The sequence below is a fragment of the uncultured Brachybacterium sp. genome, from assembly GCF_947500705.1.
In the GTDB taxonomy this organism is placed as follows: domain Bacteria; phylum Actinomycetota; class Actinomycetes; order Actinomycetales; family Dermabacteraceae; genus Brachybacterium.
In genome coordinates this window covers 20,430-32,716 of the sequence record NZ_CANMSY010000006.1, presented here as the reverse complement: position 1 = coordinate 32,716, position 12,287 = coordinate 20,430, and the positions used below count along the sequence as shown (strand labels likewise).

General features: G+C 69.2%; 12 protein-coding genes and 3 tRNA genes. 2 read left to right on the top strand and 13 right to left on the bottom strand.

From position 1 onward, the window contains the following. Positions 1–11: 11 nt before the first annotated feature. From Q0937_RS11645 to leuC, 6 genes are all read right to left on the bottom strand, one after another. Positions 12–1,010: an NAD(P)H-dependent glycerol-3-phosphate dehydrogenase gene (locus Q0937_RS11645; protein ID WP_299303764.1), complete on the bottom strand. Its 999-nt coding sequence runs from the start codon at positions 1,008–1,010 to the stop codon at positions 12–14. Then, entirely contained in the window at positions 1,007–1,813 is an 807-nt protein-coding gene (locus Q0937_RS11640) for a 1-acyl-sn-glycerol-3-phosphate acyltransferase (RefSeq protein WP_299303762.1), read from the bottom strand. Before Q0937_RS11640 ends, Q0937_RS11645 begins: the two co-directional genes overlap by 4 nt. Further along, on the bottom strand, positions 1,810–2,391 hold the full coding sequence (locus Q0937_RS11635; RefSeq protein WP_299303760.1) for a hypothetical protein: 582 nt from the start codon (positions 2,389–2,391) through the stop codon (positions 1,810–1,812). Before Q0937_RS11635 ends, Q0937_RS11640 begins: the two co-directional genes overlap by 4 nt. Beyond that, positions 2,391–3,710, bottom strand: coding sequence for a UDP-N-acetylglucosamine 1-carboxyvinyltransferase (murA, locus tag Q0937_RS11630; protein ID WP_299303758.1), 1,320 nt, complete (start codon positions 3,708–3,710; stop codon positions 2,391–2,393). Before murA ends, Q0937_RS11635 begins: the two co-directional genes overlap by 1 nt. 125 nt (positions 3,711–3,835) lie before the next feature. Further along, positions 3,836–4,450 carry a 3-isopropylmalate dehydratase small subunit gene (leuD, locus tag Q0937_RS11625; protein WP_299303756.1) on the bottom strand — a complete coding sequence of 205 codons (615 nt, stop codon included), beginning with the start codon at positions 4,448–4,450 and terminating at the stop codon, positions 3,836–3,838. A gap of 14 nt (positions 4,451–4,464) precedes the next feature. After that, positions 4,465–5,904 (bottom strand): 3-isopropylmalate dehydratase large subunit, encoded by a 1,440-nt coding sequence (gene leuC / locus Q0937_RS11620; protein ID WP_299303753.1) that lies wholly within the window; start codon positions 5,902–5,904, stop codon positions 4,465–4,467. A gap of 141 nt (positions 5,905–6,045) precedes the next feature. On the opposite strand from leuC, the gene Q0937_RS11615 reads away from it, so the two are divergent. Next, the gene (locus Q0937_RS11615; protein ID WP_299303751.1) at positions 6,046–6,780 is read left to right on the top strand and encodes an IclR family transcriptional regulator; all 735 of its coding nucleotides are present in this window, start codon (positions 6,046–6,048) and stop codon (positions 6,778–6,780) included. A gap of 6 nt (positions 6,781–6,786) precedes the next feature. Here the strand turns inward: Q0937_RS11615 and Q0937_RS11610 are convergent, their stop codons facing one another. The 7 genes from Q0937_RS11610 to Q0937_RS11580 form a co-directional block, all read right to left on the bottom strand. Next, on the bottom strand, positions 6,787–7,605 hold the full coding sequence (locus Q0937_RS11610; RefSeq protein ID WP_299303749.1) for a universal stress protein: 819 nt from the start codon (positions 7,603–7,605) through the stop codon (positions 6,787–6,789). An 82-nt stretch (positions 7,606–7,687) separates the two neighbouring features. Then, positions 7,688–7,760, bottom strand: a tRNA-Glu gene (locus tag Q0937_RS11605). Between the two features lie 28 nt (positions 7,761–7,788). Further along, a tRNA-Glu gene (locus Q0937_RS11600) sits at positions 7,789–7,861 on the bottom strand. 33 nt (positions 7,862–7,894) lie between these two features. After that, positions 7,895–7,966 (bottom strand) — tRNA-Gln (locus Q0937_RS11595). A 191-nt stretch (positions 7,967–8,157) separates the two neighbouring features. Then, positions 8,158–9,687, bottom strand: a complete 1,530-nt coding sequence (gene gltX / locus Q0937_RS11590; protein WP_299304063.1) for a glutamate--tRNA ligase — start codon at positions 9,685–9,687, stop codon at positions 8,158–8,160. 62 nt (positions 9,688–9,749) lie between these two features. Continuing rightward, positions 9,750–10,535 (bottom strand): fumarylacetoacetate hydrolase family protein, encoded by a 786-nt coding sequence (locus tag Q0937_RS11585; protein ID WP_299303747.1) that lies wholly within the window; start codon positions 10,533–10,535, stop codon positions 9,750–9,752. An 18-nt stretch (positions 10,536–10,553) separates the two neighbouring features. Further along, positions 10,554–10,880 (bottom strand): DUF4333 domain-containing protein, encoded by a 327-nt coding sequence (locus Q0937_RS11580; RefSeq protein WP_299303745.1) that lies wholly within the window; start codon positions 10,878–10,880, stop codon positions 10,554–10,556. A gap of 245 nt (positions 10,881–11,125) precedes the next feature. Here Q0937_RS11580 and Q0937_RS11575 point away from each other — a divergent pair, with 245 nt between their 5' ends. Further along, positions 11,126–12,241 carry an LLM class flavin-dependent oxidoreductase gene (locus Q0937_RS11575; RefSeq protein ID WP_299303744.1) on the top strand — a complete coding sequence of 372 codons (1,116 nt, stop codon included), beginning with the start codon at positions 11,126–11,128 and terminating at the stop codon, positions 12,239–12,241. The last annotated feature ends 46 nt before the right edge of the window (positions 12,242–12,287 follow it).

The window sequence follows — 12,287 nt, the reverse complement described above, 5'->3', positions numbered from 1 at the left end:
TTCACTGTTGGTCACTCCGGGCGCACCGAGCGCGCCAGCAGGGACGTGGTGACCTCTTCGATACGAGCGCCGTGATCGACGACCGCGACCACCGCGCGGGTGATCGGCACGTCCACGTCGAGCCGAGCGGCGAGCTCTGCCACGGCGCGGGCGGTCGCGACCCCCTCGGCGGTCTGTCCCACCTCGGCGGCGGCCGCACCGACGTCCAGACCCCGGCCGAGGGCGAGGCCCAGACGATGGTTGCGGCTCAGCGGTGAGGAGCAGGTGGCCACCAGGTCCCCCATCCCGGCGAGACCGGAGAAGGTCTCCCGCCGGCCGCCGAGAGCGACCCCGAGCCGGGTGATCTCCGCGAGCCCGCGCGTGATCAGGGAGGCCGTGGTGTTGTGGCCGTGACCGAGCCCCACCGCCGCACCGACCGCGATCGCGACCACGTTCTTGACCGCTCCGGCGATCTCCACGCCGATCACGTCGGTCGAGGTGTAGGCGCGCAGGTACGGCGCCTCGCTCCAGGTGGCCAGGACATCCGCCAGCTCCGGGGAGGAGGCGGCGACCACGCTCGCGCAGGGCCTGCGCTCGAGGATCTCCGCCGAGAGGTTCGGGCCCGAGAGCACGCCGACGAGCTCCGGGTCGACTCCCCCGGCCTCGCCCAGGATCTGGCTGATGCGGGCATCGGTGCCGCGCTCGATACCCTTGGTGAGCGACAGCACCGGCACCTCGGGCAGCTCGGGCCAGGGGTCGAGGGTCGCTCGCATCGACTGCGCGGGGATCGCGACCACCAGTCCGTGGGCTCCCTCGAGCGCCTCCTCGAGCCGGGAGGTCCCGTGGATCGACTCGGGAAGCCGATGCTCTCCGAGGTAGGTGCTGTTGCGATGCTCCTCACGGATCTCGCGCGCGATCTCCTCACGGCGGGCCCACAGGGTCACCTCGGCACCGCCATCGGCGAGCACCTGGGCGAAGGTGGTGCCCCAGCTTCCGGCGCCGAGCACAGCGAGGCGGGGTGTCGATGTCATGAGATCTGCTTCCAGGCTCGATATCCGTGCTGGGGTCTGCCCACCTCGGGGCGATGGGCATCCGTGCTGCCGTCGTGGAGCCGTCGCGGGGGCTGCTCGTGGCGCAGCTGTCCCAGCAGCTCCGCGATCTTCGCCATCAGCTCCTCGGTGACGCGCCGGGCGGCCTGCTGGAGGTTCTCACCGTCACGGCGGGCGACGGTGTACGGCTCGCCCACGAGCGTCTGCACGTGCCGGCCGGGCCGTGGTCGTGGGAAGGGCGAGCCGACGGGCCACAGCGCCCGCCCGCCCCAGGTCGCGATCGGGAGCAGCGGGGTGCCGGTCTCCAGAGCGAGCCGGGCGGCACCGAGCCGGCCCTGCATCGGCCACAGTGCGCGATCCCGGGTATAGGTGCCCTCGGGGAAGAGCATGACCAGCTCGCCGCGCTCGAGGGCGGCGCGGGCATCGGCCAGCGCGTCCCCGCCGCGGGAGGTGCCGCGCCGCACCGGGATCTGGCGCGCCGCGCGCAGCAGGGCACCGAGCACCGGCACCCGGAACATGGCCTCCTTGGCCAGGAAGCGCGGCGCGATCCCGTGGGCCTGGAGGAGATGTCCGTAACCGAAGGCGTCGAAGGCGCTCAGGTGGTTCCCGCAGGCGATCATCGCCCCCGCCTCCTCGGGCAGGTGCTCGACTCCCTCCCAGCGGGGACGGGACAGCAGGGTGATCAGGGGGCGCAGCGGGAGCTGGGCGAGAGCGATCACGAGCCCTGCCCGTCGCGCGGGGTTCCGGGCGGAGCCGATGTCCCAGCTGCGCAGCAGGGAGGTCATCGCGCAGCCGAAGGGCCTCTGCCCAGCGCCTTCCGCGAGACCTGTCCGGTCAGCGAGGCGGCGGCGGGGTCGCCCGCCAGGGCGCGTCGGCGCAGGGTGGTGGGAGCCCGCCGGGCCAGGGTGTTGACCGCGGCGGCATGCATCAGCCGGCGCGGGGCGAAGGCCAGACGGCCCCGCACCGAGCGGAACTTCACCGCCGTGGTGACCTGCAGCAGCTGGCCACCGGGGAGCAGTGCGACCCCGATGCGCACCGTCAGCTTGTCGTCGTCGTCGATGATCAGCGCCTCGGAGCCGAGCACCTCATCCGCGATGAACTCCTTCTGCGGCGGCGGCACCATGTCGAACAGACGGATGGCCTCATCGCGCAGAGCCCGCAGACCCCGGGAGGTGAGCGGGGTGTTCTCGTGGGAGAAGATCGCGTCCGCCCAGACCCGGGGGTCCGACTCGTCGACTCCGGCGGTGGGCACGATCACCACATCGCAGTAGTCGGGGATCGGGATGTCCCGCAGCGCGAGGGATCCCGCTGCCCCGGCCACCGGGCCGGAGATCCGGCCGTCAGGCAGCTCCTGGGCCGCCATCAGCTCTCCTCCCAGAACTCGCCGCCGAGGGCGTCGAGCTTGTCGCGGAAGGATTCGTACCCGCGATCGATGAGATCGATGCCGCGGATGGTCGAGACCCCTTCGGCGCCCAGCGCGGCGATCAGGTAGGAGAAGCCGCCTCGCAGATCGGGGACGGTGATATCCGCTCCATGCAGGGAGTTGGGGCCGGAGACCACTGCGGAATGGTTGTAGTTGGAGCGGCCGAAGCGGCAGCTCGAACCACCCAGGCACTCGCGATACACCTGGATGCGGGCGCCCATGTCGTTCAGCGCGGAGGTGAACCCCAGCCGGTTCTCGTACACCGTCTCGTGGAGGATCGAGATGCCGTCGGCCTGGGTGAGGGCGACCACCAGCGGCTGCTGCCAGTCGGTCATGAACCCGGGATGGACATCGGTCTCCAGCGCGATGGCCTTCAACGAGTTGCCGGGGTGGAAGAAGCGGATGCCGTCCTCGCCGATCTCCATCCCACCGCCGATCTTGCGGAAGATGTTCAGGAAGGTCGCCATCGGCTTCTGCTGGGCTCCGCGCACGAAGACGGAGCCCTTGGTGACCAGTGCCGCGCAGGCCCAGGAGCCCGCCTCGATGCGGTCGGTCAGCGCCGTGTGCTCGTATCCACCGAGGCGGTCGACGCCCTCGATCGTGATGGTGCGGTCGGTCTGCAGGGAGATGATCGCGCCCATCTTCTGCAGCACCGCGATCAGGTCCTCGATCTCGGGCTCGACCGCGGCGTTGGTGAGCTCGGTGATGCCCTGGGCGCGGACCGCCGTGAGCAGCACCTGCTCAGTGGCGCCCACGCTCGGGTACTCGAGGTGGACCTTGGCGCCCTTCAGGCCGTTCGGCGCGGTGATGTAGATGCCCATCTCGCGCTTGTCCACGACCGCACCGAAGTTGCGCAGCACATCGAGGTGATAGTTGATGGGGCGGTCACCGATCCGGCAGCCGCCGAGGTCGGGGATGATCGCCTCGCCGAGACGGTGCAGCAGCGGACCGCAGAGGAGGATCGGGATGCGCGAGCTGCCGGCATGGGCGTCGATGTCGGCCACATGGGCGCGCTCGACGTTCGAGGGATCCAGCCGCAGCGTGCCCTCGGCGACGTCATGCTCGACCTTGACCCCGTGGATCGAGAGCAGCTTCGAGACGATCCGCACATCGGAGATGTCGGGGACCGAGCGCAGGATGCTCGGCCCCTCCCCCAGCAGCGCCGCGACCATCGCCTTCGAGACCAGGTTCTTCGCCCCACGCACAGTGATCTCACCGTCGAGGGGCCGTCCTCCGCGCACATGGAATGTCGAACTCATGGTGTCCTTGCCTCGACGTTCGGGCGCCCGTGGACGCCGCTCTCTGACCGGCTCACCATACCGGAGGGACCGCACCGGGAGCCGGAAACCGGCTCCCGGTCCCAGGGGCATTCGGTCAGAGACCCTCAGTCCGAATCCGCCGTGCGGACCGGCAGGGTCTTCGGCATCCAGGAGGGACGCGTCGCCTCGAAATCGGTGATGTCCTGCTCATGGCGCAGGGTCAGCCCGATGTCGTCCAGGCCCTCCATCAGGCGCCACCGGGTGTAGTCGTCGACCTCGAAGCGGAAGGTGCTGTCTCCGGCATGGGCCTGAAGGTTCTCCAGGTCGACGGTCACCTCGGTGCCGGGGTTCTCCTCGAGGATCTTCCACAGCTGCTCGAGATCGTCCTGGGAGAGGATGCCGGCGACCAGACCCTGCTTGCCGGCGTTGCCGCGGAAGATCTCCGCGAAGCGGGTGGACAGCACCGCTTTGAAGCCATAGTCGCGCAGTGCCCAGACCGCATGCTCGCGGGAGGAGCCGGTGCCGAAGTCCGGGCCGGCCACGAGCACCGAGCCCTTCGCGTAGGCGGGCTGGTTCAGCACGAACTCGGGATCGTTGGTGCGCCAGGCGTTGAACAGGCCGTCGTCGAAGCCGGTCTTGGTGACCCGCTTGAGATAGACGGCGGGGATGATCTGGTCGGTGTCTACATTGCTGCGACGCAGCGGGACGCCGATGCCGGTGTGGGTGGTGAAGGCTTCCATGGGGATGCTCCTGGTCAGGCGACGGGCTGGAGGTCGGAGGGCGCGGAGTCCGCGCCGAGGTCCGACGGCGAGGACAGGGTGCCGCGCACGGCGGTGGCGGCAGCCACCACCGGGGAGACCAGGTGGGTGCGGCCACCCTTGCCCTGGCGACCCTCGAAGTTGCGGTTCGAGGTGGAGGCGGCGCGCTCACCGGGTGCCAGCTGGTCAGGGTTCATGCCCAGGCACATCGAGCAGCCGGCCTGACGCCACTCGGCTCCGAAGTCCAGGAAGATGCGATCCAGCCCCTCCTGCTCGGCCTGCAGGCGCACCCGGGCCGAGCCGGGAACGACCAGCACCCGCACGTCGGGATGCTTGCGCCGCCCCTCGAGCACCGAGGCGAAGGCGCGCAGGTCCTCGATGCGACCGTTGGTGCACGAGCCCATGAAGACGGTGTCGACCTTGATGTCCTTCAGCGGGGTGCCGGGGACCAGGTCCATGTACTCCAGCGCACGCTCGGCGGCGTTGCGGGCGCTGTCATCGGTGAAGTCCTCGGGCGCCGGGACCGACGCGGACAGCGGCAGGCCCTGGCCCGGGTTCGTGCCCCAGGTGACGAAGGGCTCGAGCGCGTCGGCGTCGATGAACACTTCGGTGTCGAAGGTGGCGTCGTCGTCGGTCCGCAGCGTCCTCCAGTAGGCGACGGCCTCGTCCCAGTCCGTGCCCTGCGGCGCGTGGGGACGGCCCTGGACGTACTCGAAGGTGGTCTCGTCGGGAGCGATCATGCCCGCGCGTGCACCCGCCTCGATGGACATGTTGCAGATCGTCATCCGGCCCTCCATGGAGAGCTGGCGGATCGCCTCGCCGCGGTACTCGAGCACATAGCCCGCACCCCCGCCGGTGCCGATCTTGGCGATGACCGCGAGGATGATGTCCTTCGCGGTCACACCCGGCTTCAAGGAGCCGTTCACGGTGATCGCCATGGTCTTGAAGGGGTTCAGCGGGAGGGTCTGGGTGGCGAGCACGTGCTCGACCTCGCTGGTGCCGATGCCGAAGGCCAGGGCCCCGAAGGCGCCGTGGGTCGAGGTGTGGGAGTCTCCGCACACCACGGTGATGCCGGGCATGGTCAGGCCCAGCTGGGGGCCGACGACGTGGACGATGCCCTGGTCGACGTCGCCGAGCGAGTGGATGCGCACGCCGAACTCCTCGGCGTTGCGGCGCAGGGTGTTGATCTGCGTGCGCGAGGTGATGTCCGCGATCGGCTTGTCGATGTCGATCGTGGGGGTGTTGTGATCCTCGGTCGCGATCGTCTGATCGATCCGGCGCGGCGCGCGGCCCTCCTGACGGAGGCCATCGAAGGCCTGCGGGCTGGTCACCTCGTGCAGGAGCTGGAGGTCGATGTACAGCAGGTCCGGTTCGCCGTTCTCTCCGCGACGGACCACGTGATCCGCCCAGACCTTCTCCGCGAGGGTCCCCGCCATGTCGATCCTTCCCTGCGCCCTGGATCTGGGCGCGCTGCTGAATGCTGAGATGCACTCTGGGTGCGAGTGCTGTCCCCATGGTGGGCGGGTCCACGATGCGATGCACTTGCGTCTCACCAAATAAGACGGCAGTATCGGAGCATGGACAAGACCTCAGAGGAGAACGGCAGCGGAGTCGGCGTGCTGGACAAGGCGGCGATCGTCCTCGGCGCCCTCGAAGCAGGCCCTGCGACGCTCGCTCAGCTCGTGCAGTCGACGGGCCTCGCCCGTCCCACCGCACATCGACTCGCCGTCGCGCTCGAGTTCCACCATCTGGTCGCCCGCGACATGCAGGGACGGTTCGTCCTGGGCCCGCGCCTGGGAGAGCTCGCCGCCGCCGCCGGGGAGGACCGCCTGCTGGCCTCAGCAGGTCCCGTGCTCGCCGCGCTGCGGGATCACACCGGCGAATCCGCCCAGCTCTACCGCCGCCAGGGGGATCACCGCATCTGCGTGGCCGCGGCCGAACGGCCGATCGGACTGCGGGACTCGGTGCCGCTGGGTGCGGCGCTGACCATGCGAGCAGGCTCCGCCGCACAGATCCTGCTGGCCTGGGAGGAGCCCGACCGCCTGCACCGAGGGCTGCTCGGCGCCCGGTTCACCGCGACTCAGCTCTCCGCCGTGCGGCGACGCGGATGGGCGCAGTCCATCGGCGAGCGCGAGCCCGGCGTGGGCTCCGTCTCCTCCCCCGTCCGCGGCCCCAACGGCCGAGTGGTCGCAGCCCTGAGCATCTCCGGCCCGATCGAGCGCATCACCCGCCAGCCGGGGCGCCTCCATGCAGCCTCGGTCATGAGCTCGGCGAACCATCTCACCGAGCTGCTGCGCCGCGCCGGCGCCTGAGGGTGATCAGTCCCGTTCGACCCAGACCGGAGTGTTGGCGAAGCGCAGCACGTTGACCAGCTGGCGCGGCGCGGCAACCTTGCCCCCCGCACTCGCTGAGCGCTCCCCTGCGACCACCATCAGGCAGGCGTCCTCACTGGCCTGGACCAGCTGCTTCGGACTGTCGGAGGCGGCGATCGTCACATCCCGCACGAAAACCCCCGGATGCGTGAGCGAGATCCGCTGCGCCACCCCGGCGAGGATCTCCTGCGCCTGCTCGGGCGTGGTCTCCGGGCGCACCACCAGGTGGATGTCGCGCTGATAGGCCTCTGCGAGGTCCGCAGCCCGGGTGACGACCTCGGTCGCGATCTCGTGATGCACCAGACCGATCGGCCCTGAGCCGTCGACCTTGCCGCGGACCACCACCACCGGGCAGTACGAGCGCGCCGCCAGCGCGAGGCTCTTGGAGCCGACGATGAGTGTCATCAGGCGCCCCAGGCCGCGGCCTCCGAGCACCAGCAGATCGGATTCCTTGCTGACCTGGACCAGCACCGGCACCGCATTGCCGTCGACGATCTCCGAGGTGACGGAAAGGTCGGGGTGCGACTCGCGGATGATCCGGGTGGCGTCGAGGATCAGGCTGTGGGCGGCATTGCGGAAGCCGGAGCCCGCCATCCCCGAGATCGGGTCGATGTTGACATCCAGCTCGGTCCAGACGAAGGCGTGGACGAGATGGACGGTGCCGCCGACTGCTGCGGCATGGAAGGCGGCCCAGCGGACCGCCTGATCGGATTCGTCGGCATCGAACACACCGACCGTGATTCGGGGACCAGTGCTGTGCGTCATGTCACGACGATACTCTGCTCGACCGGTGCACGGCGGGGAATGACGAAAGGAGCCGACACTGGGAAGTGTCGACTCCTGCTCGTACCCCGTACCGGATTTGAACCGGTGTTACCGCCGTGAGAGGGCGGCGTCCTAGGCCTCTAGACGAACGGGGCTGGAGCGAGATCCGAGGATCTCGCGTCGTACCCCGTACCGGATTTGAACCGGTGTTACCGCCGTGAGAGGGCGGCGTCCTAGGCCGCTAGACGAACGGGGCGCGGGCCGTGCGGCACTGACGTGCCGCGTAGCGCTGGGGTACCAGGACTCGAACCTAGAACGACGGTACCAGAAACCGCTGTGTTGCCAATTACACCATACCCCATGGTGAGAAGTACTTTCTGCAGTAATTTCCGTGCTGTTCCCCGGTGGTTTCCGTGGAATTTCCGAACCGTTCTGCATGCCGTACCGAGGTAAGACTCTACCGGGTTCTCGTTCGGAGTACAAAGCGAGAAGGGCCCTGGACGCTGTGAGGCTCGGCACCCTGCCCCACAGCGCCCCCGAGGTCACCCCACCTCAGCCCTCTGCGGCCAGCCGAGCGTGCAGCGAGCGCAGGCGGGCGAGGCTCGACGGCTTGCCCAGCAGCTCCATCGACTCGAACAGGGGCGGGGAGATCCTGCGCCCGGAGATCGCGCTGCGCAGCGGTCCGAAGGCGAGGCGGGGCTTGACCCCCATGTCGTCGACGATCGCTCCCCGCAGCGCCGGCTCGAGGGCCTCTGCCGTGAAGGCATCCTCGCTGATCGCCTCGACCTCGGTGATCGCACGCTCGAGCACTGCGGCGGGATCATCGCCGAGCTTCTTCAGCGCATCATCCTGGACCTCGAGGTCCTCGTCGGCGGTGAACAGGAAGCCCATCAGCTCGGGTGCCTCGCCGAGGAGGTTCATGCGGGTCTGGACCAGCGGGGTGGCCGCGGCGACCAGTGCGCGCTGCTGCTCGGTCACGTCCTCGCCCAGCACCCCACCGGCCTGGAGGTACGGGAGCAGGCGCTCGGCGAGCTCCGCCTCCGGCAGCAGCCGGATGTGGTCCGCGTTGATGGCGGTGGCCTTCTTGAGGTCCACGCGAGCCGGGTTGGGGTTCACCGCCGAGGCATCGAAGCGCTCGACCAGCTGGGCGCGGCTGAAGATGTCCTCGTCAGCGCTGTAGCCCCAGCCCAGCAGAGACAGGTAGTTCACCATGCCCTCGGGGATGAAGCCCTGCTCCCGATAGAGGAAGAGATCCGCCTGGGGGTCGCGCTTGGAGAGCTTCTTGTTGCCCTCCCCCATCACGTAGGGCAGGTGTCCGAACTCGGGCATCCGCTGCGCGACACCGATCTCGATCAGTGCCCGATAGAGCGCGATCTGACGAGGGGTGGAGGACAGGATGTCCTCGCCGCGCAGCACATGGGTGATCCGCATCAGCGCATCATCGATCGGGTTGACCAGCGTGTACAGCGGCTTGCCATTGGCGCGGACCACCACGAAGTCCGGCGTGGTGCCGTGCTTGAAGGTGATCTCACCGCGCACCATGTCGGTGAAGGTGATGTCCTCCTCGGGCATTCGCAGCCGCCAGGTGGGCTCGCGCCCTTCGGCGCGGAGCGCGGCCTTCTGTTCGTCGGTGAGGTCGCGGTCGTAGCCGTCGTAGCCCAGCTGCGGGTCGCGGCCCGCCGCCCTGTGGCGTTCCACGATCTCCTCCGCGGTGGAGAAGGATTCATAGATGTGCCCGGACGCCTTCAGCTTCTCGATGACGTCCTGGTAGATGTCCCCGCGCTGCGACTGACGGTAGGGGCCGTCGGGTCCGCCCACCTCGACGCCCTCGTCCCAGTCGATGCCGAGCCAGCGCATCGCGTCGAGCAGCTGGTGGTAGGACTCCTCGCTGTCGCGCGCCGCGTCGGTGTCCTCGATGCGGAAGATCAGCTTGCCGCCGTGATGGCGGGCATGGGCCCAGTTGAACAGGGCGGTGCGCACCATCCCCACGTGAGGGGTGCCGGTGGGGCTGGGGCAGAAGCGTACGCGGACCTCGTCGGCGGTGCCGGTCGGGGTCGAGATCGAGGCGGGGGCGGTGGTCACGCGAGATGCTCCTGAGGAGGTGTCGAGGGCGTTGTCGAGGTCGAGGGAGGAGGGCGTGCCGCTCAACGGCGCACGATCGGGTTGGTCAGAGTGCCGATTCCCTCGACGGTGATGTCGACCGAGACGCCGGCGGGGACGCTGCGCACCCCGGCCGGAGTGCCGGTCAGGACGAGATCCCCGGGCAGCAGGGTGACCACCGAGGAGATCTCTGCGATCAGCTCCGCGACGGATCGGACCATGTCCGCAGTGCTGCCCTGCTGCGCGATCTCGCCGTCGACGGCGCTGGAGATGGCGAGCCCAACACCGGCCGCGGGATCCAGATCGGTCTCGATCCAGGGCCCGATGGGGCACGAGGTGTCGAAGGCCTTGGCCCGGAACCACTGATCCTCCTCCCGCTGCGCATCGCGCGCGGTGAGGTCATTGGCGCAGGTGTACCCGAGCACATGGTCGGCGACCTGCTCGGGGGCGAGGTTCTTGGCCATCCGCTTGATGACCACGGCGAGCTCGGCCTCGAGGCTCACCTCCTGGCTGTAGGAGGGCAGCACCACCGGATCGCCGGGGCCGACGACGGCGGTGTTGGGCTTGAGGAAGTAGAGGGCCTGCTCCGGCACCTCGTTGCCCATCTCGGCGGCATGCGCGGCGTAGTTGCGGCCGACGCACACCACCTTGGAGCGGGGGATGACGGGCGCCAGCAGGCGCACATCCTCGAGCGGCACGACGGTGCCGGTGGGTCGGATCTCTGTGTACAGGGGGTCACCGGTGATCCCATAGACCATGTCCCGGCCGTCCTTCTCCTGGACGATGCCGTACATGGGGTCTTCACCGGTGGTGAATCGGGCGATACGCATGCCCGTCAGTCTAGGGCGTCAGCCGTTGACCTCTTCGGCGACCTCGATGTCGAAGGTCACCTCGCTGTCCTGGACCGAGGTGACGATGACCATGACGTCGATGGTCTCGTCGCCCGCGCTGAGCACGCAGGTCATCTCCGCGCCCTCTTCGGCGGGGAGGTCCTCGGGGCACGAGACGTCCTCGGGGGCCTGGCCGACGAGCTCGGTGAGCTGATCGGTGACCTGGGTCTCGACATCCTCCGCGGGGACCGATCCGTCGCCGAGCATTCCGCAGCCGGCGAGCGCGAGACCGGCGCCGGCGGCGAGGACGAGCGGGCGGACGAGGGTGCGCGAACGCTGACGCATGGGGTGACCTCCACATCGGTGCACCGTCCGGGAGGGTCGACCAGGAGGCCGGCGCGGACCGTGCGAGTCCGCTCATCGTGCAGGGGGATCGCCCAGGGCGTCGATGGGGAGCAGTCCCCGTCCGCGGGCGTCCACCGTTTGCACCGCAGGGCTGAACCCTTCCCGTCCAGCACCCCCTGGGCTATACTTGAATCATCAATGACCCTCGCGGTGCAGGTGCCTGCGCCGCAGAATGGAGCACCCTCATGCCCGATCCGACCACGCGGACCACGACCGCCATCGAGCCCTCACGGCTGACCTTCGGACTGGACACCTTCGGCGATGTCACCCTCGACCAGTCCGGAGATCCCGTCCCCGCCTCCCAGGTGATCCGCGATGTGATCGCGCAGGGGGAGCTCGCGGACCGGGTGGGCATCGACCACTTCTCCGTCGGGGAGCACCATCGCCCCGACTTCGCCATCAGCGCCCCTGACATCGTGCTCGCTGCGCTCGCCGCACGGACCGAGCGGATCACCCTCGGTACCGCGGTGATCGTGCTCAGCTCCGACGATCCGCTGCGAGTGGTCGAGCGGTTCTCGACCCTGGATGCACTCTCGCAGGGCCGCGCCGAGCTCACGGTGGGGCGTGGTTCCTTCACGGAGTCGTTCCCGCTGTTCGGGTTCGCGCTGCAGGACTACGAGACCCTCTTCGAGGAGAAGCTGGACCTTCTCGTCGCCGCGATCGAGGGGGAGCCGATCACCTGGTCCGGCACCACACGGTCCCCTCTGACGCAGCAGTCGCTCTATCCGCCGCTCGAGCGCGCACTGCCCACCTGGGTCGCGGTCGGCGGCAGCCCGAACTCGGTGGTGCGGGCGGCTCGCCACGGCCTGCCCCTGATGCTCGCGATCATCGGCGGATCCGCCGATCGCTTCGCCCCGTACGTCCGACTGTTCCATGAGGCGAACGAGAAGCTGGGCAACGACAGCCTCCCCGTCGGCGTCCACTCCCCCGGCCATATCGCCGCCGATGACGCGACCGCACGGGAGCAGCTGGCCTCGCACTGGATCCACAACCGCAACGAGATCGGGCGCGAGCGAGGGTGGGGCCCGTCCGGCATCGCCGAGTTCGATGCCGAGATGCAGCATGGCGCGCTGTACGCCGGTTCTCCTGAGACGGTCGCGCAGAAGATCGCCTCGACGATCCGCACGCTCGGCGTGGACCGGTTCGATCTGAAGTACGCGAACGGGCCGATGCCGCATCAGCAGCTGATGGAGTCGATCGAGCTGTACGGCACCGTCGTGATCCCCCGCGTGCGCGAGCTGCTGGCCGAGGGCGCTGCCCGGGGTGAGCAGGGCGAGAGCTCCCCCTTCGACGAGGTCTGAACGGCCTGAGCGGTCTTCTGCGGCTGGTGCTGCTGATGCGGAGCGG

Excerpts from the sequence above, each read along its gene's own strand:
- Q0937_RS11575 (WP_299303744.1), top strand. The coding sequence starts at position 11,126 with ATGCCCGATCCGACCACGCGGACCACGACCGCCATCGAGCCCTCACGG.
- Q0937_RS11615 (WP_299303751.1), top strand. The coding sequence starts at position 6,046 with ATGGACAAGACCTCAGAGGAGAACGGCAGCGGAGTCGGCGTGCTGGAC.
- Q0937_RS11635 (WP_299303760.1), bottom strand. The coding sequence starts at position 2,391 with ATGGCGGCCCAGGAGCTGCCTGACGGCCGGATCTCCGGCCCGGTGGCC.
- Q0937_RS11640 (WP_299303762.1), bottom strand. The coding sequence starts at position 1,813 with ATGACCTCCCTGCTGCGCAGCTGGGACATCGGCTCCGCCCGGAACCCC.
- Q0937_RS11645 (WP_299303764.1), bottom strand. The coding sequence starts at position 1,010 with ATGACATCGACACCCCGCCTCGCTGTGCTCGGCGCCGGAAGCTGGGGC.
- leuD (WP_299303756.1), bottom strand. The coding sequence starts at position 4,450 with ATGGAAGCCTTCACCACCCACACCGGCATCGGCGTCCCGCTGCGTCGC.
- Q0937_RS11610 (WP_299303749.1), bottom strand. The coding sequence starts at position 7,605 with ATGACGCACAGCACTGGTCCCCGAATCACGGTCGGTGTGTTCGATGCC.
- leuC (WP_299303753.1), bottom strand. The coding sequence starts at position 5,904 with ATGGCGGGGACCCTCGCGGAGAAGGTCTGGGCGGATCACGTGGTCCGT.
- murA (WP_299303758.1), bottom strand. The coding sequence starts at position 3,710 with ATGAGTTCGACATTCCATGTGCGCGGAGGACGGCCCCTCGACGGTGAG.
- Q0937_RS11580 (WP_299303745.1), bottom strand. The coding sequence starts at position 10,880 with ATGCGTCAGCGTTCGCGCACCCTCGTCCGCCCGCTCGTCCTCGCCGCC.
- Q0937_RS11585 (WP_299303747.1), bottom strand. The coding sequence starts at position 10,535 with ATGCGTATCGCCCGATTCACCACCGGTGAAGACCCCATGTACGGCATC.